This is a genomic window from Stenotrophomonas sp. PUT21, from assembly GCF_052232875.1.
In the GTDB taxonomy this organism is placed as follows: domain Bacteria; phylum Pseudomonadota; class Gammaproteobacteria; order Xanthomonadales; family Xanthomonadaceae; genus Stenotrophomonas; species Stenotrophomonas maltophilia_N.
This window is the reverse complement of record NZ_CP197645.1, coordinates 2,731,845-2,755,025: the sequence shown is the minus strand read 5'-3', so window position 1 is coordinate 2,755,025 and position 23,181 is coordinate 2,731,845. Positions and strand designations below refer to the sequence as shown.

The following is a 23,181-nucleotide window of genomic DNA, read 5'->3' as shown; positions in this document are numbered from 1 at the left end:
TTACACTAGTGGCCGTTTCGTTACCGAAGAGCTGTCGATGTCCGCCATTCCCGCCTGCCCGCAGTGCACCCTGGAAAACACCTATGCCGATGGCGCGCTGTTCATCTGCGCGGATTGCGGCCACGAGTGGGCGGCCGGTGACGGCGGCGGCGAGGCTCTGGTGGTACGCGACAGCAACGGCAACGTGCTGGCCGCCGGCGACACCGTCACCGTGATCAAGGACCTGAAGGTCAAGGGCTCCTCGATCCCGCTCAAGCAGGGCACGGTGATCCGCAACATCCGCCTGGTCGAGGACGATGCCGAGCACATCGAGGGCAACGCCGAAAAGATCAAGGGCCTGGTCCTGAAGACCTGCTTCCTCAAGAAGGCCTGAGCCGGCTCAGTTGGCGTTGCCGCCGCGCTGGCGCCAGCGCTGCAGGCTGTCCAGCTTGGCCTGGTAGCGGGTTCTGAGCGCGTCGCCGTTTTCCCCTGCCAGGTCCCGCGCGCGTTGCATCTCGATCGAGGCGCGGCGCGCATCGCCGGCCAGGAAGTAGCTCCGGGCCAGCGCGAAGTGGAAGGGGTGCGCGGTCTCGTACAGGCGCACCGCGCGGCGGTAGAAGCGCACCGCTGCGGCATAGTCCCGGCGCTGCTCGGCCTGGGCGCCGAACAGGTACTGGGCGAACGGATCGCTGCGCTGCACGCGCACCAGCCGGCTGGCCAGCAGGCCGGCCTGGCGGGTGTCGCCCATGCGGCGGTACAGTGCGCTGGCGTTGCTCAGGCTGGCGCCATGCCGGGGCTGCAGGCGCAGAGCGGTTTCATAGTCCCGGCGGGCCTGGTCCAGGTTGCCGATGCGTGCATCCAGGACGCCCAGGTTGTTCCAGGCGGCCACGAAGTCCGGCGCCATGCCGAGTGCGGCCTGGAAATAAGCGCGGGCGGCATCGTTATCGCCGGCGGCCATGCGGTCCGCGCCGCGGTTGTTGTAGAAGTGCGCCAGCGTGCGCTGCCGGTTGATGCGCTGCGGGCCCAGGTGGTCGTACAGCACGTTGTGATCCAGATCGACGGTGCCGGTGCGCCCGTCCAGCACGATGCCCGCGTTGACGTGGCCCACGCTGTAGATGACCCCCGAGGCCTGGTACCAGCTCACCACCTGCGCCACTTCCTGGACGTGCGCGTCGATGCCGGCGAGGTTGGCAAGCGTGACGAACAGCAGGGTGAACGACAGACAGTTCGCGCGACGGGTCTGCCAAGTCTCGGCGATGGTATGGGTCGCATCCGGGTCGTAGGCCAGGTGCAGCCCCCGTGCATCGAAGATCATGTCCACCAGCCGCTGCAGACGGCGCTCGCGCGAGTAGCCCGGATCGATGACCCGTTTGTGCAGCAGGGCCAGCAGCGGCGCGGGTACCTCCAGAATCTGCGCCGGCGCGGGCAGGGCGGCCGCGCTCGTCCCGGCGGCGCTGGCGGCAGGCGCGGTGTCCGAGGCCCAGGCCGGTGTGGCGGCCACGGCCATCCACATGATCAGCAGCAGTCTGCACGCAGTCATCGCCGTCACCTCGCGGGGCGCTGGGGTCCGTCGGGCCCAGTCTAGGCGCGTTGACGGGGGCGGGCGTGCCGTTCATCGGCTGTCCGCGCCATCCACAGAGGATGTGGATCAGCGGTCGACAAACATGTGGATAACCGCGCGCACCCACTGTGCAGCAACGGTTCTGTGAAGGTGGTCAAAAAAACACCGCCTCGCTTGCCAGCGCCGCCGCGACGGCCAATCATGGCGGCATGTGCTTTGAACCGATTCCCCTGCCTGGCGGGCAGCGTGCCGAGCTGGACGCCGCGTATACCCTGCCGCCGCGGGCGTATCACAACGGGTCGCACGTACAGGCCGTGCTGCAGCACTGCCGCACGGTCGCCGACGCCGGCCCGGGCTGGCGCCAGCCGCGCGAGGTGCAGTTGGCCGCGCTGTACCACGACGCCGTTTATGACGCAGGCCGCGGTGACAACGAAACGCGCTCGGCGGCGATGGCGCGCGAGGCCATCGCGCGCTGGTTGCCGGCGGCCGGGATCGATGTGGACCGGGTGGTGGAGCTGATCGAACTGACCGCCCGCCACAGCACGCTCGCCCCCGGCGATGTCGACCCGGAGGCGGCACTGTTCCTGGATTGCGACATGGCCATTCTCGGCGCGCCAGCGGCGGTGTTCGATGCCTATGACCGCGGCATCGCAGAAGAGTACGCCGGGCACGTGCCGGGGTTCCTGTTCCGGCTCAACCGGCGCCGCTTCCTCAAACAGGTGCTGGGCCAGCCGCGGATCTTCCTGAGCGACTTCTTCCACCAGCGGCTGGATGCTGCCGCCCGCGACAACCTGCGCCGGCGGATCGGGCGCTGAAGGCCCTCCCGCCGAAGCACCCCCGTTACACTGTGCGCGCTGTTTTCCCTACGTGTGTGGTCATGCCCGTGTCCGTTCCAGAGTCCGATCCGCGTCCGCAGCCGCCGGAAGAACCCGGCCCCAACGAGTGCTGCGGCAGCGGCTGCCCGCTGTGCGTGCTGGATCTGTACAGCGATGAGCTGCAGCGCTACCGCGCCGCGCTGGCCGCGTGGAAACAGCGCCACCCCGAGGCCACCGACTGAGCCCAGGAGCCGCGATGTCGCTTCCCCTGCCACGCCCCTCCCGTTGGCCCGCGCAGCACCACGGGCGCGTCGCCATGGTGACCCTGCTGGCGCTGGCACTGTTCGTCGCCACCGCGCTGTGGACGCAATGGGCGCGCGATGATCTGGATTGGGTGCAGGCCACCCTGAGCCTGTACCTGCATGGCCCCTGGGGGCTGGCTCTGCGTACCGCCTATTGCGTGCTCGCGCTGGCGATCATGCTGCTGGCGGTCTCGCTGCATGCCAACAGCCGCTCGCCGCGCCGCAGTGCAGCGGCCCCGCTGTTGTTCTGGGTGGCCGCGCTGGGCCTGATGGGCGTGGCGATCGGCGACAGCTGGTTGCCTGAGCGCGCGCCGCTGCTGGCGCCGCTGGTACACGGTGTCTCGGCCAATACCGCCTTTCTGTGCGTAAGCGTGGCGATGCTGCTGCAGAGCTGGTACCTGCGCGCCGACCCGCGCTGGCACGGCTGGGCCGGCCCCGCATGGTGGTGGGCCTGGGGGTGCTTCGTGCTGCTGTGGCTGCACGTGCTGTGGCGCGGACCACCGCGTGGCGCCGGGCAGAAGCTGGTGATCGCGGTGGTGCTGGTCTGGCTGGTGTCGGTGGCCTGGCAGCTGTGGCGACAGGCGCGCCGCGAGCGGGGCTGAGCGTCCGGCCACGGTCTGTACATGCCGTTGGCGGAGCAGGGGCGTATCGTTGGCACTCTATTCATGGGATGCGCGACGATGCGGCGAGCCGGTTTGGGGGTGATGCTGGGACTGGTGATGGCAGCGATGACGGGGGGCGCGCTGGCCGCGCCACCGCAGCAGCTCAGCCATGGTCGCTTCGAGAACGTGCCGGTCTATCTGCCCGATGGCCGCCCGCAACGCGTGGTGGTGTGGTTCGAGGGCATGGCCGGCCACGCCGACAGCCAGCAGCGTATCGACGCGCTGCGTGCCGAAGGCGCGCTGGTCGCCCAGGTCGATGTGGCCCATCTGCGACAGGTGCTGGCCCGCGAAAAGAGCGGCGATTGTGCGTTCGGCGCGGGCGACGTGGAAAATTTCTCGCGCTGGTTCCAGGCCTACCTGCACGTGCCGGGTTACCACCTGCCGTTGATCGGCGGCGACGGTGAGGGCGCGGCGCTGGCATATGCCGTGGCTGCCCAGGCCGATACCCAGGTGTTCGCCGGGCTGCTCACCACCGGGTTCTGTCCGACCGGCGTGCGCGAGCGAAAGGTCTGCGGGGCCGGCAGCAGCCACGGGCGTCTGCAGCCGACCGAACTGAATTTCCCGTGGTTGAACGCGGCCGGCGATGTGCATTGCCCGGCGGGGGAGTCAGCCGCATTCGTGCGCAAGGTCGGCATGGGGCGCCAGTTCGAGCGCACCGCGCAGGGCGAGGCGTTGCCCGGGCTGTTGGCCGCCGCGAAGGTGATCGGCGCCCAGAAGGGCGTCAGCCTGGCCCCGCCGCCGGATGACCTCAAAGGCCTGCCGGTGGTCGATGTGCCGACGACCAAAGCAGGTGACACCTTCGCCATTTTCGTCTCCGGCGATGGTGGCTGGGCGGGGCTGGACAAGGAAGTGGCCGCATCGCTGAGCGAGGCGGGCGTGCCGGTGGTCGGCGTGGATTCCCTGCGCTACTTCTGGACCGCACGCACGCCCGACGGCTTCGCCCGCGACCTAGAGCGCATCGCCAATCACTACAGCCGCCAATGGCAGCGCCGCAACGTGGTGCTGGTCGGTTTTTCGCAGGGCGCCGACGTACTGCCTGCCGCGATCAACCAGCTCTCACCCGCCACGCGTGAGGCGGTTTCGATGATCGCGCTGCTGTCGGTGGGCAAGACGGCCGACTATGAATTCCATGTCAGCAACTGGCTCGGCGGCGGTGGGGATGGCCTGCCGATCGCGCCGGAGGTGGCCAGGCTGCCCGCCGGCAAGACGTTGTGCGTCTACGGCGAAGACGATGGCGACGCGCTGTGCCCGTCGCTTCCCGCCGGTGGCACTGCGCAGATCATCAAGCTGCCCGGCGACCATCACTTCAAGGGCGATTACGACCGTCTGGCCGATACCATCGTGCAGCACCTGCCGGCGCACTGAGCGCCGGCACCACGCGCCGGACCGGCTCAGTCGTGCCGGCGCGGATCCAGCGAGATCAGCCGGGTCGCATCGAGCAGGGCGGCGGGCAGGTGCACACCGCCCGGCGCGGCCAGGTACCGGGCGCGCCAGACCGGGGCGAACTTCGATTTGAAGCGGCGCAGGCCGCTGAAGCCGTAGAAGCGCTCGCCATGCCGCGCGACCACGTTGGCGAAGCGGTTCCAGCGCCCGGCCAGGCGATGCTGGGCCAGCCCGGACAGCGGTGCCATGCCCAGCGAGAACCGGTGGAAGCCCTGCTCGCGGCCCCACAGGAACAGTTCGATGAACAGGAAATCCATGGTGCCCTTCGGGGCATCGTCGACATGCCGCATCAGGTCGACCGACAGTTCATTGCCGGCCGGCGCCTGCCACAGATTGGCGAAGGCCACGATGCGGCCCTCGGCTTCGACCAGCGCCACCGGGAAGCGGGACAGGTAGGCCGGGTCGAAGCTGCCCAGTGAGAAGCCCTTTTCATCACCGGCCTTGTCGTCCAGCCACTGCTGGGAAACCACCGACAGTGCCGGCAGCAGTGCGGGGACATCCTCGGGTGGCGCGACGCGGAAGCTCAAACCGCCCCGCTTGCCGCGGTTCCAGGCCTGGCGCAGATCGGCGCGATCGCGGCCTTCCAAAGTGAAATCCTGCAGCGGCACCATCGCTTCTTCGCCGAGCTTGACCAGGGTCAGGCCGAGATCGAGGTAGGTCTGCCAATGCGCTTCACCGACCTGGTAGAACACCGGCCGCAGGCCGAGCCGGTCGGCTTCCTCGCGGAAGCGCCAGATCAGCGCACGTACCACCTCCGGCGGGCCGACCGGATCGCCCATCGCGATCAGCGAGCCGCCGTAGCGCTGCATCATCACGAAGCCACGCTGCGCCTCGTCGCGCAGCACGGCCTTGTCTGCGGTGAGCACCAGGCAGGCCTGGGTGTCCTCGGCCGCGGCGAGGATCGGGGCGAGTGCGTCCAGGGTGGACGCATCGGCGGCCGGCAGCGGGCTGCGCGTGCTGTGCAGCAACCGCGCCAGGCCGAAGATGGTCAGCGCGATCGCCACCAGCAGCAACGCACGCAATGCGCGCGGCGCATTGCCCTGCAATGCGAACTGCCACCACAGCTCGTTCTGGTACTCCACGTGGCTGTAAACAAAGAACAGCAGCCAGATCACCGCGACCAGGACCAGCCCAAGGTTGCGGATCCACGGCCACGACCAGGCCTCATCCAGCAGCGCGCCCTGGCGATAGAATTCACGGCGCGAGGCCCACAGCGCGGCGGCCACCAGCAGCGCCGACAGTGCGATCAGCACCTGCCCACCGCGCAGCCAGATCGGCAACGGCGACAGCACGCAGATACCGAGCGCGAGCATCCACGCGGCATGGCTGCGCCGCTGCAGGCCCTGGCCGATCAGCAGCAGCGCCACGCCGGCCAAGCTGCCAAGCAGATGGGAGGTTTCCAGGATCGGCAGCGACGCGGTGATCAGGTGCCGACGTGGGGTCGGCAGGGTGCCGTCGATCACCAGCGCAGCGCCGACGCTGAACACCGCCAGCGCGATGATCTGCGGCAGCCACGGGCGCAGTGCAGTCCAGCCAACGCGGGTCGCGCCGGCACCGGCACGCAGCGGGCGACGCAGCGCCGGCGCAACCGCCAGCACCGTCGCCAGCAGCAGCGGCAGCACGTAATAGGTCACGCGGTAGATCAGTGCCGCCGCCAGCACCGCAGCGGGTGCCACCTGTGGCAGCAGTTTCAACAGGCTCCACTCGAACACGCCCAGGCCGGCCGGCACGCTGGAGATCAGGCCGGCCAGCACCGCCACCAGATACAGCCCGACGAAACCGGGTAGCCCGGTCGGTGTATCCATCGGCAGCAGCACGTAGAACGCCGCGCTGGCCAACACCAGTTCGACCACGCTCAGTGCCGTGACACCGAGCATGGTGCGGCGATCCGGCAGCCACAGGGCATGCCCGCGGATCTGGAAGCTGCGGCCCTCGCGCCCTACCAGCAGCACCGTACCGGCATAGGCCAGCAGGCCGAGAACGCCGATGATCCGCACCGCCTGCACCGGGATCGGCAGCGCCAGCGCTGCCGCGCCGGGTTCGAGCACGAAGGCCAGCGCCAGCAACAGCCACGCACCGAACACGAAGCCCAGCGTGCTCATCAGCACCACCTGGCCGATCTCGCCGAGCGTCAGCCCCGCACGCCCATAACCACGCAGGCGCACCGCACCGCCGGTGAGCGCGGCAAAGCCCAGTGTCTGCCCCAGCGTGTGCGCGAGGAACGCGGTGATGCCCACGCGGGCCGGATGCAGGCGTTTGCCACTGCGGCGCAGGCCGATCGCATCGAAGCCGATCAGGCAGGCGTAGCTGGCCAGGCCGAGCAGCACCGTCAGTGCGATCTGGCCGGCCCCGAGGTGCCGGAATGCCTCGCGGATCGCGCGGTAGCCGTGTTCGTCGAATTCATTGGCCAGCCCGCGCAGGGCCAGGGCCAGGATCACCAGCGGGATGACGACGGTCGCGGCGCGGCGCCAGGGGGCGCGGGCCGGGGTGGGAGCAGGGGCGGTGTCGGTCATCGGTACAGCGTGCTCCGGGGTGGGCGATGAAAGAGTCAACACAGGCAAGGCGCCTGACCGGCAAATCGTGCGCCTGATGCCGACGCTTGCCAAGCCGGCGGGGTGTGCAGGCTGTGGCTGCTTTGCGCACAGGGCCCGGCAGGCGCGCGCCGCATCGGTGACAATGCGGTTTCATCCAGAGGAGTAATCGCCATGTTGGAGCGTTTCGACGTTGGTCCGCGCATGTCCGAAATGACCGTGCACAACAAGGTCGCCTATCTGTCCGGGCAGATCCCGGAAGACACCAGCCAGGACATCACCGGCCAGACCCGCCAGGTGCTGGAAGAGATCGACAAGCTGCTGGCGCTGGTGGCCAGCGACCGGCAGCACATCCTGCGTGCGGAAATCTTCCTGGCCGACATCAACGATTTCGCCGGCATGAACGCCGCGTGGGATGAGTGGGTGGTGGCCGGCATGACGCCCGCGCGCGCGACGGTGGAAGCCAAGCTGGCCGACCCGAGCTGGAAGGTGGAGATCGTGGTCACTGCGGCATTGCCGTAAGCGCACGATGGAACAGCTGGGCGCGGTGGTGAGCCGAGCATCGCCATGCGCCCAGGTGTCACCGCGGTCGCTCGCTGTGTAGCGCCGGTTCTACCGCGTAACGCTGACCAGCGCGATGCAGTCCACCGGGCACGGCGGAATGCACAGCTCGCAGCCCGTGCACAGATCGGCGATGACGGTGTGCATGTACTTGGCGCCGCCGACGATCGCATCGACCGGGCAGGCCTGGATGCACTTGGTGCAGCCGATGCAGTCCGCTTCGATCACCACCGCGACCTGCGGGGCCTTGTGTTCGCCGCGCGCGCGGTCGAACGGCACCGCGGCCACGCCCAGTACGTTGGCCAACGCGCGCGCGCCCGCATCGCCGCCGGGCGGGCAATGATCGACGCCCGCTTCGCCGCGTGCCATCGCCTCGGCATACGGGCGGCAGCCGTCGTAGCCGCATTGCCCGCATTGGGTCTGTGGCAACAGCCGGTCAAGGCGTTCGGTGAGGGTATCGATGGGGAGGCTCATGGCGTGGCGGTGGCTGCGCGGGTGGGGCATCAGGCCCGGCTGTCCCGGGCGGGTGGGGCACTGGCCGGCGCTGTCCGGCGCGGTTTCATGGGTTTGCCGCGGTACCAGCGTTCGTGGGCGAGGGCGAGCATCGGACGGTCCTCGCTGCTGTCGCCGTAGGCATGGATGCGCAGATAGCGCGCAAGCTCGAAGCGACGGCGGATGTGCGCCACCTTGTGCGGAGCACAGTCGCCGTCGGCATAGCGCCCCGTAAGGCGCCCGTCGCGGCTCTCCAGCCGGTTGCAGATCAGCTCCAGCCCCATCGCCTCGCACCATGGGCGCAGGTACAGATCCAGCGAGCCGGACACGATCACCACGGTGTGTTGTTGCTTGAGGTGCCAGTGGATCTGGTCGAGCATCTCCGGCCGCAACACGCCGGGCAGCACATCACGCGCGTAGCCGGCGGCCTGGGCGCTGATGTCCTCCAGATGGCGATCGGTGAAGGTCAGGCGGGTGACACGGCGGCGGATACGCTCGGCGGAGATCAATTTCAGGCGATAGGCCAGCAACCACGGGCCCACTTTCCACCAGGCCTGCGCCAGCTGCTCGGGCGTGGCCACGCGACGCAGGAAACGCCCGTAGGTATCGCAGGTGGTGACCGTGTGGTCGAAATCGAACAGCGCCAGTTCCAACCCACACCTCCAGGCAGAAGAGCGTGGCAGGGCGACCACGGGGCCGCCCTGCCGCAGCGGTCAGCGGACCGGCATGCCCGGCAGTGCGGCGCTGTCGGCGTCCAGCAGGGCGAGTGCGCCGCCGTCGAAACCGGCCGACAGGATCATGCCTTCGCTCAGGCCGAAGCGCATCTTGCGCGGGGCCAGGTTGGCGATGAACACCACGCTGCGGCCGACCAGCTGTTCCGGCTCGCCGTAGCTGGCGCGGATGCCGGAGAAGATCTGGCGCTTGCCCAGATCACCGGCGTCGAGTTCGAAACGCAGCAGCTTGTCCGACCCTTCCACGAACTCGCAGACCAGCACCTTGCCGATACGCAGGTCGAGCTTGGCGAAGTCGTCGATGCCGATGTAGGCCGGCGCGGCCTCGCCATCGGTGGCCACCGCCGGTGCCGGCGCAGCAGCGGGCTTGGCCGGCTTGGCCGGGGCGGCGGGGGCCGGGGTGGCGGCCTGCAGGGTGTCCTTGGAAGCGTCGGTCATGGCGTCGATTTTTTTCGGGTCGATACGGGTGAACAGGGGCTCGTACACCGCGATGGTGTGCGCGGTCAGCGGGGTGGCGATGTCGGTCCAGGCCTGCACCGGCGCGGCCAGGAAGGCCTCGGCCTGCGCGGCGGTGGCCGGCAGCACCGGCTTGAGCGCGGTGACCAGCACGCGGAACAGGTTCAGGCCCTGGGTGCAGACCGACTGCAGCTGCGCGTCGGCGCCCTCCTGTTTGGCGATCACCCACGGCTTTTCATCGTCGATGTAGCGGTTGGCTTCGTCGGCCAGCGCCATGGTCTGGCGCAGCGCGCTGGCTGGATCGTTGCGCTCGTATGCCTCGCGGATCGGCGCCAGCGCGGCGACGAAGCGGTCGTACTGGGCGGCATCGGGCAGCGCAGCGGCCAGGCGGCCCTCGAAGCGCTTGCTGATGAAGCCCGCGCAGCGGCTGGCGAGGTTGACGAACTTGCCGACCAGATCCGCGTTGACGCGCGCGATGAAGTCACCCAGGTTCAGGTCGAGATCGTCCACGCCGCCGGAGGACTTGGCCGCGAAGTAATAGCGCAGCGCTTCCGGTTCCAGCCCGGCATCCAGGAAGGTGCGCGCCATCACGAAGGTGCCGCGCGACTTGGACATCTTGGCGCCATCCACGGTCAGGTAGCCGTTCACGTGCAGGCGGGTCGGCGCGCGGTGGCCGGTGCCGTGCAGCACTGCCGGCCAGAACAGACCGTGGAAGTTCACGATGTCCTTGCCGATGAAGTGGTGCAGCTCGGTGCTGGTGCCCGCGCGCAGGTGCGCGTCGAAGTCTTCGCCGGTCTTCGCACACAGGGTCTGGAAGCTGGACAGGTAACCGATCGGTGCATCCAGCCAGACGTAGAAGTACTTGCCCGGGTGGCCGGGGATCTGGAAGCCGAAGTACGGCGCATCGCGCGAAATGTCCCACGCGCGCAGGCCACCTTCGGCGTTGAGCCATTCGCCCAGCTTGGCCTTCACACCCGGCAGGGCGACATCGCCGGCCAGCCACTCGCGCAGGAAGCCTTCGAAGCGGCCGACCTCGAAGAAGAAATGTTCCGAATCGCGGATTTCCGGCGTGGCGCCGGAGATCACCGATTTCGGGTCCTTCAGGTCGGTCGGGCTGTAGGTGGCGCCGCAGACTTCGCAGTTGTCGCCGTACTGGTCCGGGGTGCCACAGTTCGGGCAGATGCCCTTGATGTAGCGGTCCGGCAGGAACATGCCCTTGGCCGGGTCGTAGAACTGGGCCACGGAGCGGCGCGCGATGTGGCCTTCGGCCTCGAGCTTGAGGTAGAAGGCTTCGGTCAGCGCCTTGTTGGCCGCCGAGTTGGTCGAGTCGTAATGATCGAACGCCACGCCGAAGGCGGCGAAATCGCGCTCATGGCTGGCCTGGATACTGGCGATGAAGGCCTCCGGGGTCACGCCGGCCTTCTCGGCGGCGAGCATGATCGGGGTGCCATGGGTGTCATCGGCGCAGACGAACCAGGTCTTGCCCCCGCTCATTCGACGCGCGCGCACCCAGATGTCAGCCTGGATGTAGCCGACCAGGTGGCCCAGGTGCAGCGGGCCGTTGGCGTAGGGCAGGGCGGTGGTGACGAGAGCGGTGCGGGTCATGATGGGCGCTGTTGCCAGGGGAACCGGGGATTATCGCACGCCAAAAACGCAGTAACCCGGCCGAAGCCGGGTTACCGGGGCTGGAACCCGCGCCAGGCTTACTCGCGGACCCAGGTCTGGGCGCGGCAGATGAACGCCACGCAGCCGGACACGTCCAGCTTGGCGCCGCCGGTCTGCAGCTTCATCTTGGACTTGTAGGTCTTGCCGTTGCCCGGATCCAGGATGGTGCCGCCGGACCAGGCATTGGCGCCATCGGCCTTGAGGTTCCACAGGATGGTCATGCCCTTGACCGGCTTGTTCTTGTTGGCGCCCTCGCAGCCATCGCAGACCGGGTTGGGGCCCTTGTCCGAGTGCAGGATGTCCACGACCTTGCCGGTCAGGGTGCCGTTGGTGGCCTGGGTGATCTCCACGATCGACTTCACCTTGCCGGTCTTGTCATCGATGGTCTTCCAGCGGCCGACGGCGCCGTCGGCGGCGCTGGCCGACATCGCGGCCATCATCAGCGGCAGCGCCAGCAACAGGGTCTTGAAAGTCTTGCGCATGTTCCCCTCCCAGGGATGTCCGTGAACGCCGGCGCAGGCGGCCGGTACAGGGCCGACTGTATACCCATTCGCTCCGGTACGGAACGTGCCCGGCGCACGGTTCAGCCGGCGTCGGCCGGGATCTCGTACAGCTCCAGCGGCAGCGCGTCGGGATCGGCGAAGAAGGTGAAGCGGCGGCCGGTGTACTCGTCCACCCGGATCGGCTCGCAGGCCACGCCGGCGGCGGCCAGCCGGGCGATCATCGGCTCCAGCTGATGCACGGCGAAGGCGAGGTGGCGCAGCCCCTGCGCTTCGGGGCGGCTGGGTCGCGGTGGGGCGCCGGGAAACGAGAACAGCTCCAGCTGGCTGCCGTCGGGCAGGGCCAGGTCGAGCTTCCAGGAGTCGCGCGCCGCGCGGTAGTTCTCGGCGATCACCCGCAAACCGAGCACGCGGGTATAGAAGTCCTTCGAGCGGGCGTAGTCCGAGGCGATCAGGGCCACGTGGTGGATGCCGATCAGCGGGGAGGTGTCCGAAGCGTTCATTGCAGGGTGTCCAGCCAGCGCCGGGCGATCTGCAGCGCCAGCGGATAGGGTTCGGGTGCGTTGCGGTTGCTGAGCACGATCACGGTGAGGCGCTGCGCCGGGTAGCGCAGGATCACGTTGCGGAAACCGATGCTCTCGCCGCTGTGCCAGTGTGCGCCGCCATTGAGCCGCCAGCCGAAGCCATAGAACGGCACATCCGGTTCGGCGGTGGGCGTGGCGGGGGAGAACATCTGCTTCAGCGATGTCGCTTTCAGCAGCCGCTGGTCATACAGCGCCGCATCCCAGCGGGCGAGGTCGTCCAGCGACGAATAGATCCCGCCATCCCCGAGTACCGCACTGGTCGGGCTCTGGTCGGTGCGCTGCCAGCGCCCGTCGACATCGCTGTAGCCATAGGCGCGCCGGGCGACATCGTCCACGCCGTCCTGGTGGGCCACGCTGTCGCGCATGCCCAGCGGCAGGAAAATCCGCTGGCGCAGGAAGGTCGCGAAATCGCTGCCGGAGGCCTTGCCGACCACCAGCGCCAGCAGCGCGTAGCCGCTGTTGCTGTAGCGGTAGGCCGTCCCCGGCGTGAAGTACGTCCGGTCCTGAGCGTCCAGCAGATGCAGCACGTCCTGGTCATGCACCTGCGCGGTCGCGCCGGCGGCCATCAGGTCTTCGTAGTCGAGCAGGCCGCTGGTGTGGCTGAGCAGCTGGCGCAGGGTGATCGCATCGGCGGCCGCAGGCAACGAGGGCAGCCAGCGCTTCAGCGGATCATCCAGGGTCAGCGCGCCGTCTTCGGCCAGCAGCAGGATCGCCGCGGCGGTGAACTGCTTGCTGACCGAGGCCAGCCGGAAACTGGTCTGTGCGGTCACCGCGGTGCGATCCTCCAGCACCGCCAGCCCATAGCCGCGTCGGAACACCGGCTTGCCATCGTGCAGCACCAGCACCGCCGCGCCCGGCACCTGGCCGTCGTAGCGCTGCATCAGCGCATCGATGCCCGGATCCGGGGGTGTCAGCACCGGCGCGGCCATCACCGAACCGCTGCCGGCGATGCACATCGCGCCGATCCACCCACGTAGATGCCGCACGATGTGCATGTCCGGTTCCTTCTGCGATCAGGGCGCGGGCGTTGCCGCACCGTTCTGGCTGGCGATCCAGCGGGCGATCTTGGCGTCCAGGATATCCAGCGGCATCGAACCATCGCGCAGCACTTCCTCATGGAAGCGACGTGCATCGAAACGCGGCCCCAGTGCCGCCTTGGCCTTGTCGCGCAGCTCCATCATCTTCAGCTCGCCCAGGCCATTGGCCAGGGTCTGCCCGGGCAGGGCCATGAAGCGCTCGACCTCGGCGTTGGCATCGCTGGCACTCATGTCCGCGGTCTTGACCAGATAGTCCACGGCCTGGCGCTTGCTCCAGCCCTGCGCGTGCACGCCGGTGTCGGCGGACATGCGCGCGGCGCGGGTCAGCGCGGCCTGCAGATAGCCGATCCGCTCGTACGGGTCGCGATAGACGCCCAGTTCTTCGCCCAGCGATTCGGCATACAGACCCCAGCCTTCGACGAAGGCGATATCACCGCCCAGGCGACGGAAGCGCGGCAGCTTGTCCAGTTCCTGCTGCAGGCCCAGCTGCACGTGATGGCCGGGAATGCCTTCGTGCAGGAACTGCATCGGCGCAGCCCAGCGGCGGCGGCTCGGCAGATCGCCGGTGTTGATGTACAGCACGCCCGGGCGCATGCCGTCCGGCAACGGCTGCTGGTAGCTGACCGCGCCGGCGGTGGCCGCGCGCTCGGGTTCGACCGCACGGATCTCCATCGGTGCCTTGGGCAGCGTGCCGAGCAGGGTCGGCAGGCGTGCATTGACCTGGCTCTGCAGCTGCTTGTAGCGGTTGATCAGCGCATCGGCATTGGCGTACTGGAAGTCGCGGTCGGTGCGCATCGTGCGCAGCAGCTTCTGCTGCGAGCCGCGGATCCGGTTGTCTTTCATGATCGTGGCGATCTGCGCCTGCAACGTGGCCACGCGCTGCTCGGCCAGCGCATGGATCTGCTCGGGTGTCAGCGTGGAGGCGGTGCTCTGCACGATTGTCTGCGCATACCAGGCCTTGCCGCCGGGCAGGCCGGCCAGGCCATCGGTGCTGCGCGCGGCGGGCAGGTACTCGGTGGCGATGAAGCCGCGCAGGGCACGGTAGGACGGCATGATGCGCAACTCGATCATGCGCTTGTACTCGGCCGTGATGCGCGCTTTGTCAGCCTCTGGGAAATCCTCGGGCAGATTGCGCACCGGCGCCCAGAAGATGCTCTCTTCGGCGGTCGGCTTGATCACCGCATCCAGCTGCGGCAGCACTTTTTCCATCAGGTCGCGCGGCTGCACCACGCCGGCGGCCATGCCCTGGCGCATGTTGGCGATGGCCTGCTCGAACAGCGCGGGAATGCCCAGCGAACGGCGCGACCAGCCATCGTAATCCTGCACCGTGTTGAACGGCTGCGCGCCGGAGCCGGAGCCAAGAATGGCCATGATGCTGCCGAGGTTGTAGTACTGGCTCACCGGCAGCATCCAGCCGGGGAACTGTTCGGCCGCCAGCGACATGCGCGCATCGCGCACGAAGATTTCGTAGCTGAGCAGGTCCTGGCCGGTCAGGCCATCCGGGCCGATCTTCTCGACCTTGCCCAGCCATTCCACGGTGAAGTCATGCGACTGCTGGCGGTAGGCAGCGGAAAGAATGTTGGGCAGCTGATCATTGTGGCGGCTGTCGCCCTGGAACGTGGCCTGCAGCGGATTGAGCCGCATCGAGGCATCCCAGTACTCATCGTAGATCCGGTCCAGCTGCGCGGCTTTGCTCTGCTGGCGCACCAGCGGTTGGCGGGCCGGGGCGGCGGCCGGGCGCGCACGCGGCTTGGCCTTGGGCTTGGCGGCGGGCCGGGACTGCGTCGCGGCGGGCCGGGTGGCCTTTTTCTTGGCAGCTTCGGCCGGAGCGGCAGCGCCGAAGGCCATCAATACGGCAATGGCAAGCGCCAGGGCGCGGGCGGGGTGGGGCATCGGCTGTTTCCGTAAACGCACAGACACGGGAGCTTGCCCGATTCGCCTGCGTACGGCCAGCATCGGCCCGCGGTCAGCTTTGTCATGTACGGCGCCCAGTCAGCTGCGGCAGCGTGGGGCTGCCGCGGTGCTCAACGATCGCCGGCGCGCGTGAACGGCATGGTTTCCGGGGCGACTGCGCCGCCGGAGATGATGAAGCTCATCGCCTGGTCCACGGTCCAATCGGTCGGGGTCAACAGCTCGACCGGCACGATTTCCAGATAGCCCGAGGTCGGATTGGGGGTGGTCGGCACGTACACCGCGGCCAGCTCGCGCCCGCTGCCTTCTTCCTTCATCACCCGCGTGACCAGGCCGACCGATTTCATGTCCCGATGCGGGAAGTCGATCAGCACCACGCGCTGGGTGCTGCCCGGTTCGGTCTGCAGCATGTCCAGCAGTTTCTTGGCGCTGTCATAGATGATGCTGGCCAACGGGATGCGCTTGATCACCGCGCCGAACCAGCGCAGCAGGCGCTGGCCGATCACCCGGCGGCTGAGCACACCTACCGAAAGGATCACCAGCAGGGTGGCGGCCAGGGCGATGATGTCCTGCATCCACTCCACCTTGATCCAGCCCAGGTAGTGCGGGAAGGAGGCGGCGATCTGCTCGGACAGCGGCACCACCAGCGGACTGGAAATGCCCGAGAGCAGCACGAACACGAATTTGACCACCACCCAGGTCAGCCAGATCGGCAGCAGGGTCAGCAGGCCGGTCAGGAACAGGCGCTGCAGGGAGGGACGCGGAACGAGTTGGGGGGCTTCGGGCGACATCCGCGCATTGTAGCGGTGGCGATGCCCGGTTTACGCTGCCGGTCCCCGCAGGACGCGGGGTATGGGGAGAATGCTGTGTTGAGGAATGGACTGAAATGGGTCGGCATCTCGATCCTGAGCCTGGCGCTGGCCGTGGTGGTGCTCTGGGCCGCCTCGCGGTTCTGGCCGCTGCCGGCCGAGCAACGCGACGCGATGAAGCTGCTGCAGGCGCCGCTGCCCACGCGCGGCGAGAACGGCTTCACCGCGTTGTGGACGCTGCGCTACGACGGCCTGGATGCCCAGGCGCGCGCGACCGTAATGGCACAGGATGTCGCGCGTTGGCGCAGCGGTACGCCAGGCCAGCGGCCGGTATCGTCCAGCGCGGAGGGGCATTACCCGGCGACGCCGCTGTCGGCCTTGGCGCGCTGCGGCCGGCGGGGTGTCGGGTGTCTTGCGGCGGTGCGTGCGGACCCTGAAGGTTTCGCCAGCGCGCACGCCGGGCATGATGCGCTTCACCAACGCGTGGCCGCGCTCGCCGGTTACGGTCATTTCGTCTCTCCATTCGAGCCGTTCGGCACGGACCCGGCGGTGCCGCTGCCCGCGTTCCAGCCGTTGCTCGATCCGCTGTCCGCGCATGCGCTGGCCCACGTGCGCGGCGACAGTGGAGCCGCGCTTGCCGGTGCATGCGCCGATATCCTCAGTGGCCGCCGGCTGACCGGGCAGGGCGATACTCTGGTCAGCAGCATGATCGGCGCGGCCATGGTGGAGAGCAACGCGCGGCTGCTGGCCGACATCCTGGTCGAGCTGCCCGCCGACGTTGCAGTGCCCGCGGTCTGCGAGGCTGCACTGGCGCCGATGACGGCCAGCGAGCAGAGCCTGTGCACGGCGATGCGCGGCGAGTTTTCGCTGGCCGCGGCGGGAGTGCAGGTGTCCAGCGGAACCCGGGACGGCCACCGCCTGCTGTTGGATGTGCCGCGCACCCGGATGCGCATGGCCCCCCGCTATGCATGGGCGTGCGCTGGCAGTGCGGAACTGGTGGCAGCACGCGACGCGCCCACGCCCATTCCCGGGCCTGCGCGCGATCGCTTTGCGTGCATCGCCAATCCGTTGGGCTGTGCCGTGGCCAATATGGCCGGGCCGGACATGCGGCAGTACGCAGGCCGCCCGCAGGACGCCGCGGCGATGCTGCGCCTGGTGGCAGCGCAGCGATGGGTGCGGCAGCAGCCGACGGTGGCATCCGTGGCGCTGCAGAGCATGCCGGAGGCTCTGCGTTCGCCCACCCGCACGCCGGTGCTCAGCGACGACGGCCAGTGGCTGCAGGTGGAGCGGCGCGTGGTGATGGACGAGGCCGGGCCGACGCTGCAGGTGCCGATGCGCGCACCTGCCCGGTAAGCGACGCGCGGCGCCGCGGCGGTTTACCGATCGTCGGCGCCGGCCAGTGGCTCGAATGCGCTGCCATCGCCGACCGTGTCGAGGGTCCAGCGGCGCGGCGAGGTCAGGGTTTCCCAGCGGACCGTTTCGCGGTCAGTGTCCATGCTGCCGGCGGCATGGCGCACGCGGCGGGTCGAGTAATTGATGCTCAGGCTTTCGGTGTGCCCGGAGTTGCGCATCATCGAACTGCGGTCGTAGCCGATCAGCGCAAAGGCGCCGTCCTGCCAGCGGAAGGTATAGCCGGCCGAACCGGTAGACCAGCTGCCGGCGTTGGAGAAGAAGAACAGCGTGGTGCGCAGGGTGCCGCGCACGATCGAAACGCCGGCGCCGTCTTCAAACACATCCGACAGGTTCGGCGCCTCGTGACGGGTGATCAGCGTGTGGTTCTGCGTGGCGAGCGTGTAGCCGTCCGGTGTGGCCCAGGCGATGGCGAGCATGCGTGGATTGCTGTCCAGCGGGCTGATGCCGAAGCCATCGTGTTCGACGATGTTGCGCGGGTCCTGTTGGCGCAACACCAGAACGAGATCATCGCGCTTGTCGCCATTGAGGTCGCCGCGCAGTTGCTGCTCGATGCGCCAACCGGCGGGGACGAAGCCGGCCGCCGTGGTGGCGCGTGCCGGTAGCACCGGATAGTCGACCGGCGGAATCCGCAGTTCCTGCGCGAACGTGGGCAGGGCAGGGAACAGCAGGGCAGCGAACAGGGGCAGGCGCATGGTCGTCCGTGGGGCAGGCGGGCGCGCGAGCATAGCAAGCGCGAGGGCTCATCCCGCGCGCTGGCGTGCCTCTGGCTTGAGGCGCAGGTAAACCTGCTTGCGCACGCGTGCGATGACCTCGCCCTTGGCATCGACGATGTCATTGCTGAACCAGTGCAGGTACTTTTCCCCGCTGGCGGTGGCAGCGCGCAGTTGGTCCAGCAGCGCCTCGTCCAGCCGGAACTCGGCCACCACGGTGCCACGGCCCGGCTTGAGGAATTCGATCTCTCCGGCGCGGTCCCAGACGTAGTAATCGCGCCCCAGGTTCTGCATGACGGTGAGCATCCAGAACGGATCGGTCATCGCGAACAGGCTGCCACCGAAGTGGGTGCCCACGTAGTTGCGGTTCCACGGGCGCATGCGCAGTTCGACGCGCACATGGCGATAGTCCGGGCTGACCTCGGTCACGTGGATGCCCGTGAACAGGAAGGGCGGCCACAGGTTGAGGCCAAGGCGGAAGACGGAGGCCTTCATTCGAATCGCATCCCGGTGCGGAGGGTGACCGGAGTCTACCATTCGCCTGCGTATGGGTGCCGCCAGGGGTCAGCCCAGGCCGCCGTCATCGACCGCATACCCATTCCGCCCGGCCGCTTTGGCCTGGTACAGCGCGGCATCGGCGCCCTCGAAGAAGTGTCGCGGCTCGGTGCCGGGCGTCGGCACCCGGGTGAACACGCCGACCGTCACCGTGATGTGGGTGGTCGTGCCGCGGCCAGCGGGAATCGCCAGCGCCTGCGCCCGGGCGACCAGGTCCTGCACCACCTGCACGGCCCCTTCCGGCGTGGTGTCCGGCAGGATCAACGCGAATTCGTCGCCGCCGAAGCGCGCGGCCATGTCGCGCGGACGCCGCGCATGCGCGCGGATCTCCTGGGCGATCCGGCGCAGCACGGTGTCGCCGGCCTGGTGGCCGAACTCGTCGTTGTGGCGCTTGAAGTGGTCCACGTCGATCAACACCAGGCTCAGCGGCCGCCCGCTGCGGCGGCCGGCATCGTGCTCGGCCTGCAGGGTCTGCTCGAAGCGCAGCCGGTTGCCCAGCCCGGTGAGCGCATCGCTGTTGGCCTGGCGGCGCCAGGCACTGACCCGCCATAGTGTCCAGGCCAGGATCACGGCCAGCATGCCGATCAGGGCGGCCGCCGGTGCGAACCACAGGTTGCCCGCACGCAGCACGACGAAGCTCAGCAGCAGCGTCAACGGGAGGGCGAGCACACCGCTCAGCCATGCCCGCGGCAGCGTCAGCAACAGGCAGCACAGGGCCACCAGCAGCCCGCCGAGGGCGCTCTGCCATGTCGACGGCAGCGGATTGATCACCTTGTCGGCGAGCAGCATCGAGGCGACGTTGGCCTGGTACTCGCTGCCACTCATCCAGCGCTCACGGGTGGTGGGGGTCAACAGGCGCTGCGTGATGCCGCTGGCGGTCATGCCGACCAGCACCAGGCGGCCACGCAGCAGCGCCGGATCGACCTCGCCGTTGAGCACATCGGCGTAGGACACCTGCGGGAAGCGCTCGGGCGGACCGGCGTAGCGCACGCGCACATAGTGGTCGCGGCGCCATTGGTAGGGCGAGTCCAGGTCGGGCTGGTCGTCATGCAGGCCAGGCAGCGGGCCGTGCGTGGCGGCCAGTGCCAGGCCGAGTGCCGGCCAGTGCGGTGAGCCGATGCCGGCGGTGAGGTACAGGCCGCGTGCGACGCCATCGCCGTCGACTTCGATATCGCTGTGGCCCAGGCTGGCCGCGTTGGCGGCGATCAGCGGGATCGGCAGCAGTTCCTCGGCCATGCGCGGGCCACTGGCGGGGGCGGCAAGCACCGGCAGCACCACATGGCCGTTGCGGCGGATCGCCGCGGCCAGCTCGGCATCCTGCGAGCTGTCCTGGCGGTCGGGCTCGGACAGCATCAGGTCCAGGACCACGCGCTCGGCCCGGGCGTCGGTGAGCCGGTCCAGCAGGCGCGCGTGGGTCCCACGCGGCCACGGCCACTGGCCGAGCTGCTGCAGGCTGTTGTCATCGATGGCCACGATCAGCAGGCGCGCGTCCGGCGTGTATTCCCACCCGCCGACGTAGGCGTCGTAGATTGCTTCGTCCTGCTTCCAGAACCACTGCCAGTGGCTGGCCGCGACCGCCAGCGCGCCGACCAGCGCGGCCAGCACGATGCGTTGCGGCCAGGGCAGGTGCAACGGCGTCACAGCAGCAGCCACAACAGCAGCGCGCTGCCCCCGGTGGCGTAACAGGTGCGGCACGGCAGGGCGATCTGTTGCGCCGGCGAGAACGGACCGGCGTAACCGTCCTCATCGATGTACTGCACACGCACGTGCAGCGTGCCGTGCCAGGGGCGCTTGATCGCCACCTCCGGCTGGTCCAGTTCGCGATCCAGCAGCGGGGCACTGAAATCGCCACGACGGTCCAGCTGCACGCGGTAGCGTTGCCCCGGTTCGCCGGCCTGCCAGCGCAGCGTCAGCTGGCCCTTGGCGGCTTCCGGCGGCTGCAGCGCCGGGTCGACCGGCTCGTCGGTGATGGTCAGCGGCAGCGGCTGGCCGAAACGCCCGCGGTCGCCGTTGCGATCCACCGATGCCACGCGCCAGACATACTCCCCCGGGGCCAGATCCAGGATGGGACGCAGGTGGGTGGCGCGGGTGTCCTGTTCAAGCAGGAGAGTGAGGAACTGCGGATCGCGGGCGATCTGCAGCACCGTGCGCTCGGCCTCGGCCACCCGGGTCCACTCGAAGCGAGGCCGCGCGCTGTTGATGGTCTGCCCATGCAGCGGGCGCACGGTCAGCGGCGCGACCGGCTGATCGCGCACCTGGAAGTCCTGCTCGGCGTCCAGTCCTTCGACCTGCTCCGCGCTGACGGCGCGTACCAGCAGGCGCAGCTCGCCCGGCGGCAGATCGGGCAGGGTGAGCAGGGGGGTGTCGGTATCGCGCGCGAACAGCAGCACCTCGGGTTGATCGGCACGGACCACCTCCACCCGGTATCCGGCAGCGCCGTTGACCGGCTGCCAAGCCACGGCCGCCGGCAGGGTGGCGAGCCGCTGCGGCTCGGTCGCCAGCACGGGCGCAGGCAGCAACGCCTCCAGGCCGGCCGGGCGCGTGTCGAGCGAGGGGCTGCGGGTCGCCTGGCCGCGGGTCACCAGGCGCTGGCCGCGCGGGTTGCCGACCTGCACGCGGCCTTCCAGCACTTCGGTGGCGGCCCCACGGCCGTCCTGGCCGGCGCTGACCCGGAACACCGTGCCCCGTACGCTGCTGGTCGCCGTCGGTGCATCGATGATGTAACGCGAGGCCGGTCCGTTGGCAGGGGTCACCCGGTTGCTGGCGCGGCCCTGTTCCAGCCGCAGGCGGGTATCGACCATACCGGTGCGGCCGTAGCGGGAGAGCTGGTCGAAGCGCAGGCGCGAACGCTCGCGCAGCTGCAGCCGTGAATCATCGGCGAAGACGACGGTGACGCTGGCATCCTCGCCGGTGAGCAGTTCCTGCCCGATCCGCAGCAGATCGCCTTCGATCACATCGCGGCGCGGTTGACCCTCGGTCAGGCTCTGCACCGGGCCGCGCACGGCCAGCACCCGCGCCGGGGCGGGCTGCACCTGCAACCAGGCGACGGGGAAGCGCAGCTGGCTGCCGGGCGGCAGGCGGTAGGGATCGGCGATGCCGTTGTGCGACTGCAGCTGCTCCCAGGCGATGGACGGCTTGAGGTAACGGGCGCTGAGGTCCCAGATCGTGTCGCCGGGGCGGACCCGGTAGGTCCAGTCCTGTGCCAGAACCGGCGCGGCGGACAGCATGACGGCCACCAGCACCAACAGGCGGGCGGCCATCGGGAAACGGAGGAATCGGGTCAATCTCACGGTCATTCACGGCCCTGCAAGGCGGGGCGCAGCCAAGTAGGCCGCCATGGCCCAGACCTCATCCTCCCCGATGGATCGCAGCCTCCAGTGGGCTGCGGCGGCATTATTGCCCGGGAGTCGTGCAGGGTTTCTGAACGTGATTCACGTCACACATCGAAGTTGCCCGTCTGGATAGGCCCCTTCACTCGGCCAGCGCCCCGGAAGGCGCTGGCCGCGACCGATCAGAACAGCAGCGATGCCATCCGGCGTCGGTACTGGCCGACCAGGTCTTCATCCTCGATCACCTTGAAGGCATCGATCAGCAGCTTGCGCGGGCGTCCTTCGTCGTACGTGCGGTCCCGCCGCAGCATGTCCAGGAAATGCTCCAGCGCCGCGGCGTCCTGGCCGGACAGCAGCAACTGCACGCCGCGCAGGTGGCGGGCCTGCAGATCGTCGCCATTGGCCGCAATGCGCGCATCCAGCACCTCCGCTGCCGGGGCTTGCTGCAGGGCGCTGGCGAATTCCAGGCGGGCGCGGGCGCGCACGGCGCGGTCATCGGTGGACAGATTGGCCGGCAGCGCGTCGATCAGGGCGGTGGCCTCGGCGGTGGCGCCGGTCTGCAGCAGGGCCAGGGCGAGGTCGAGCTTGAGCTCTTCCTTGTCCGGCTCGGCGGCAATCGCCGCGCGCAGCACGTCGACCTGCGCCTGCGGATCCAGCGGCGGTGCGTCCACTGTTTCTGCTTCCTCCGGCGCCGCTTCCAGCGGGACCACGCCGTGCTGGGTCAGGAACTCGCGCAGCTGACCTTCCGGTACCGCCCCGGGGAAGCCGTCCACGATCTGCCCGCCCTTGACCAGGAACACGGTCGGCACCGAGCGGATCTGGAAGGCGGCCGCGATCTGCTGTTCCTTGTCGACATCGACCTTGGCCAGCTCGAACGCGCCGTGGTACTCGCCGGCCAGCTTTTCCAGCATGGGGCCCAGGGTCTTGCAGGGGCCGCACCAGGTGGCCCAGAAATCGACCAGCACGGGCGTCTGCAGGGACTTCTGCAGCACCTCGGTCTCGAAGGTCTCGGTGGTGGCGTCAAAGACGTGGGGCAGATCGCTCATGGTTTCAAATCAACGGGAAACTGGAGGGGAAGTGTATGGTGCCGGCCGCGGCCGGACGCAACCCCAGCGGGCGGATTCCACCGGGAACA

The 23,181-nt window shown here is 68.9% G+C and carries 22 protein-coding genes; 7 read left to right on the top strand and 15 right to left on the bottom strand.

Translation table 11 applies throughout. From position 1 onward, the window contains the following. Nucleotides 1–37 precede the first annotated feature (37 nt). Nucleotides 38–373: a zinc ribbon domain-containing protein YjdM gene (locus ACTT2I_RS12650; protein ID WP_421099227.1), complete on the top strand. Its 336-nt coding sequence runs from the start codon at nt 38–40 to the stop codon at nt 371–373. A 6-nt stretch (nt 374–379) separates the two neighbouring features. Here the strand turns inward: ACTT2I_RS12650 and ACTT2I_RS12645 are convergent, their stop codons facing one another. After that, nucleotides 380–1,519, bottom strand: coding sequence for a tetratricopeptide repeat protein (locus tag ACTT2I_RS12645; RefSeq protein WP_421099228.1), 1,140 nt, complete (start codon nt 1,517–1,519; stop codon nt 380–382). Between the two features lie 230 nt (nt 1,520–1,749). On the opposite strand from ACTT2I_RS12645, the gene ACTT2I_RS12640 reads away from it, so the two are divergent. The 4 genes from ACTT2I_RS12640 to ACTT2I_RS12625 all read left to right on the top strand — a co-directional run bounded on the left by ACTT2I_RS12640 (nt 1,750) and on the right by ACTT2I_RS12625 (nt 4,684). Next, nucleotides 1,750–2,355, top strand: a complete 606-nt coding sequence (locus ACTT2I_RS12640; RefSeq protein ID WP_421099229.1) for an HD domain-containing protein — start codon at nt 1,750–1,752, stop codon at nt 2,353–2,355. Nucleotides 2,356–2,417: 62 nt separating this feature from the next. Next, nucleotides 2,418–2,597, top strand: a complete 180-nt coding sequence (locus tag ACTT2I_RS12635; RefSeq protein ID WP_421099230.1) for an oxidoreductase-like domain-containing protein — start codon at nt 2,418–2,420, stop codon at nt 2,595–2,597. A gap of 14 nt (nt 2,598–2,611) precedes the next feature. Further along, the gene (locus ACTT2I_RS12630) at nt 2,612–3,259 is read left to right on the top strand and encodes a DUF998 domain-containing protein (RefSeq protein WP_421099231.1); all 648 of its coding nucleotides are present in this window, start codon (nt 2,612–2,614) and stop codon (nt 3,257–3,259) included. A 78-nt stretch (nt 3,260–3,337) separates the two neighbouring features. After that, nucleotides 3,338–4,684 carry a virulence factor family protein gene (locus ACTT2I_RS12625; protein ID WP_293980912.1) on the top strand — a complete coding sequence of 449 codons (1,347 nt, stop codon included), beginning with the start codon at nt 3,338–3,340 and terminating at the stop codon, nt 4,682–4,684. A gap of 26 nt (nt 4,685–4,710) precedes the next feature. Here ACTT2I_RS12625 and mprF read toward each other — a convergent pair whose 3' ends face one another. Further along, the gene (mprF, locus tag ACTT2I_RS12620; RefSeq protein WP_421099232.1) at nt 4,711–7,275 is read right to left on the bottom strand and encodes a bifunctional lysylphosphatidylglycerol flippase/synthetase MprF; all 2,565 of its coding nucleotides are present in this window, start codon (nt 7,273–7,275) and stop codon (nt 4,711–4,713) included. 192 nt (nt 7,276–7,467) lie between these two features. Between mprF and ACTT2I_RS12615 the strand changes: the two genes are divergently transcribed. Beyond that, nucleotides 7,468–7,815, top strand: a complete 348-nt coding sequence (locus tag ACTT2I_RS12615; protein WP_088434483.1) for a RidA family protein — start codon at nt 7,468–7,470, stop codon at nt 7,813–7,815. Nucleotides 7,816–7,905: 90 nt separating this feature from the next. Here ACTT2I_RS12615 and rnfB read toward each other — a convergent pair whose 3' ends face one another. The 8 genes from rnfB to ACTT2I_RS12575 all read right to left on the bottom strand — a co-directional run bounded on the left by rnfB (nt 7,906) and on the right by ACTT2I_RS12575 (nt 16,021). After that, nucleotides 7,906–8,328, bottom strand: a complete 423-nt coding sequence (gene rnfB, locus ACTT2I_RS12610) for an Rnf electron transport complex subunit RnfB (protein WP_088434482.1) — start codon at nt 8,326–8,328, stop codon at nt 7,906–7,908. Nucleotides 8,329–8,357: 29 nt separating this feature from the next. Further along, nucleotides 8,358–8,999: an HAD family hydrolase gene (locus ACTT2I_RS12605; protein WP_088434481.1), complete on the bottom strand. Its 642-nt coding sequence runs from the start codon at nt 8,997–8,999 to the stop codon at nt 8,358–8,360. Nucleotides 9,000–9,059: 60 nt separating this feature from the next. After that, nucleotides 9,060–11,138: a methionine--tRNA ligase gene (metG, locus tag ACTT2I_RS12600; RefSeq protein ID WP_421099234.1), complete on the bottom strand. Its 2,079-nt coding sequence runs from the start codon at nt 11,136–11,138 to the stop codon at nt 9,060–9,062. A 98-nt stretch (nt 11,139–11,236) separates the two neighbouring features. Beyond that, nucleotides 11,237–11,680, bottom strand: a complete 444-nt coding sequence (locus ACTT2I_RS12595) for a DUF2147 domain-containing protein (protein WP_070425636.1) — start codon at nt 11,678–11,680, stop codon at nt 11,237–11,239. Between the two features lie 101 nt (nt 11,681–11,781). Beyond that, complete coding sequence (gene gloA2, locus ACTT2I_RS12590; RefSeq protein WP_293978232.1) at nt 11,782–12,201, bottom strand: SMU1112c/YaeR family gloxylase I-like metalloprotein; 420 nt, start codon at nt 12,199–12,201, stop codon at nt 11,782–11,784. Continuing rightward, a complete protein-coding gene (locus ACTT2I_RS12585; RefSeq protein WP_421099411.1) occupies nt 12,198–13,238 on the bottom strand; it encodes a serine hydrolase domain-containing protein in 1,041 nt (346 codons plus the stop codon). Before ACTT2I_RS12585 ends, gloA2 begins: the two co-directional genes overlap by 4 nt. Nucleotides 13,239–13,295: 57 nt before the next feature. Continuing rightward, nucleotides 13,296–15,212, bottom strand: a complete 1,917-nt coding sequence (locus ACTT2I_RS12580; protein WP_421099235.1) for a DUF885 domain-containing protein — start codon at nt 15,210–15,212, stop codon at nt 13,296–13,298. A gap of 131 nt (nt 15,213–15,343) precedes the next feature. Continuing rightward, a complete protein-coding gene (locus tag ACTT2I_RS12575) occupies nt 15,344–16,021 on the bottom strand; it encodes a DUF502 domain-containing protein (protein ID WP_070425632.1) in 678 nt (225 codons plus the stop codon). Nucleotides 16,022–16,099: 78 nt separating this feature from the next. Here ACTT2I_RS12575 and ACTT2I_RS12570 point away from each other — a divergent pair, with 78 nt between their 5' ends. Then, nucleotides 16,100–17,392 (top strand): hypothetical protein, encoded by a 1,293-nt coding sequence (locus ACTT2I_RS12570; protein ID WP_443096685.1) that lies wholly within the window; start codon nt 16,100–16,102, stop codon nt 17,390–17,392. A 23-nt stretch (nt 17,393–17,415) separates the two neighbouring features. On the opposite strand, the gene ACTT2I_RS12565 is transcribed toward ACTT2I_RS12570, so the two are convergent. The 5 genes from ACTT2I_RS12565 to trxA form a co-directional block, all read right to left on the bottom strand. Beyond that, the gene (locus ACTT2I_RS12565) at nt 17,416–18,144 is read right to left on the bottom strand and encodes a hypothetical protein (protein WP_421099237.1); all 729 of its coding nucleotides are present in this window, start codon (nt 18,142–18,144) and stop codon (nt 17,416–17,418) included. A gap of 48 nt (nt 18,145–18,192) precedes the next feature. After that, nucleotides 18,193–18,657: a DUF4442 domain-containing protein gene (locus tag ACTT2I_RS12560; protein ID WP_088434474.1), complete on the bottom strand. Its 465-nt coding sequence runs from the start codon at nt 18,655–18,657 to the stop codon at nt 18,193–18,195. A 69-nt stretch (nt 18,658–18,726) separates the two neighbouring features. Then, nucleotides 18,727–20,358 carry a CHASE2 domain-containing protein gene (locus ACTT2I_RS12555; protein ID WP_421099238.1) on the bottom strand — a complete coding sequence of 544 codons (1,632 nt, stop codon included), beginning with the start codon at nt 20,356–20,358 and terminating at the stop codon, nt 18,727–18,729. Continuing rightward, entirely contained in the window at nt 20,355–21,977 is a 1,623-nt protein-coding gene (locus ACTT2I_RS12550; protein ID WP_421099412.1) for a FecR family protein, read from the bottom strand. Before ACTT2I_RS12550 ends, ACTT2I_RS12555 begins: the two co-directional genes overlap by 4 nt. A 251-nt stretch (nt 21,978–22,228) precedes the next feature. Beyond that, on the bottom strand, nt 22,229–23,092 hold the full coding sequence (trxA, locus tag ACTT2I_RS12545; RefSeq protein ID WP_421099239.1) for a thioredoxin: 864 nt from the start codon (nt 23,090–23,092) through the stop codon (nt 22,229–22,231). Nucleotides 23,093–23,181 lie beyond the last annotated feature (89 nt).

Coding starts and splice junctions, on each gene's coding strand:
- ACTT2I_RS12650 (WP_421099227.1), top strand. CDS start 38: ATGTCCGCCATTCCCGCCTGCCCGCAGTGCACCCTGGAAAACACCTAT.
- ACTT2I_RS12645 (WP_421099228.1), bottom strand. CDS start 1,519: ATGACTGCGTGCAGACTGCTGCTGATCATGTGGATGGCCGTGGCCGCC.
- ACTT2I_RS12640 (WP_421099229.1), top strand. CDS start 1,750: ATGTGCTTTGAACCGATTCCCCTGCCTGGCGGGCAGCGTGCCGAGCTG.
- ACTT2I_RS12635 (WP_421099230.1), top strand. CDS start 2,418: ATGCCCGTGTCCGTTCCAGAGTCCGATCCGCGTCCGCAGCCGCCGGAA.
- ACTT2I_RS12630 (WP_421099231.1), top strand. CDS start 2,612: ATGTCGCTTCCCCTGCCACGCCCCTCCCGTTGGCCCGCGCAGCACCAC.
- ACTT2I_RS12625 (WP_293980912.1), top strand. CDS start 3,338: ATGCGGCGAGCCGGTTTGGGGGTGATGCTGGGACTGGTGATGGCAGCG.
- mprF (WP_421099232.1), bottom strand. CDS start 7,275: ATGACCGACACCGCCCCTGCTCCCACCCCGGCCCGCGCCCCCTGGCGC.
- ACTT2I_RS12615 (WP_088434483.1), top strand. CDS start 7,468: ATGTTGGAGCGTTTCGACGTTGGTCCGCGCATGTCCGAAATGACCGTG.
- rnfB (WP_088434482.1), bottom strand. CDS start 8,328: ATGAGCCTCCCCATCGATACCCTCACCGAACGCCTTGACCGGCTGTTG.
- metG (WP_421099234.1), bottom strand. CDS start 11,138: ATGACCCGCACCGCTCTCGTCACCACCGCCCTGCCCTACGCCAACGGC.
- ACTT2I_RS12595 (WP_070425636.1), bottom strand. CDS start 11,680: ATGCGCAAGACTTTCAAGACCCTGTTGCTGGCGCTGCCGCTGATGATG.
- gloA2 (WP_293978232.1), bottom strand. CDS start 12,201: ATGAACGCTTCGGACACCTCCCCGCTGATCGGCATCCACCACGTGGCC.
- ACTT2I_RS12585 (WP_421099411.1), bottom strand. CDS start 13,238: ATGTGCATCGCCGGCAGCGGTTCGGTGATGGCCGCGCCGGTGCTGACA.
- ACTT2I_RS12580 (WP_421099235.1), bottom strand. CDS start 15,212: ATGCCCCACCCCGCCCGCGCCCTGGCGCTTGCCATTGCCGTATTGATG.
- ACTT2I_RS12575 (WP_070425632.1), bottom strand. CDS start 16,021: ATGTCGCCCGAAGCCCCCCAACTCGTTCCGCGTCCCTCCCTGCAGCGC.
- ACTT2I_RS12565 (WP_421099237.1), bottom strand. CDS start 18,144: ATGCGCCTGCCCCTGTTCGCTGCCCTGCTGTTCCCTGCCCTGCCCACG.
- ACTT2I_RS12560 (WP_088434474.1), bottom strand. CDS start 18,657: ATGAAGGCCTCCGTCTTCCGCCTTGGCCTCAACCTGTGGCCGCCCTTC.
- ACTT2I_RS12550 (WP_421099412.1), bottom strand. CDS start 21,977: ATGGCCGCCCGCCTGTTGGTGCTGGTGGCCGTCATGCTGTCCGCCGCG.
- trxA (WP_421099239.1), bottom strand. CDS start 23,092: ATGAGCGATCTGCCCCACGTCTTTGACGCCACCACCGAGACCTTCGAG.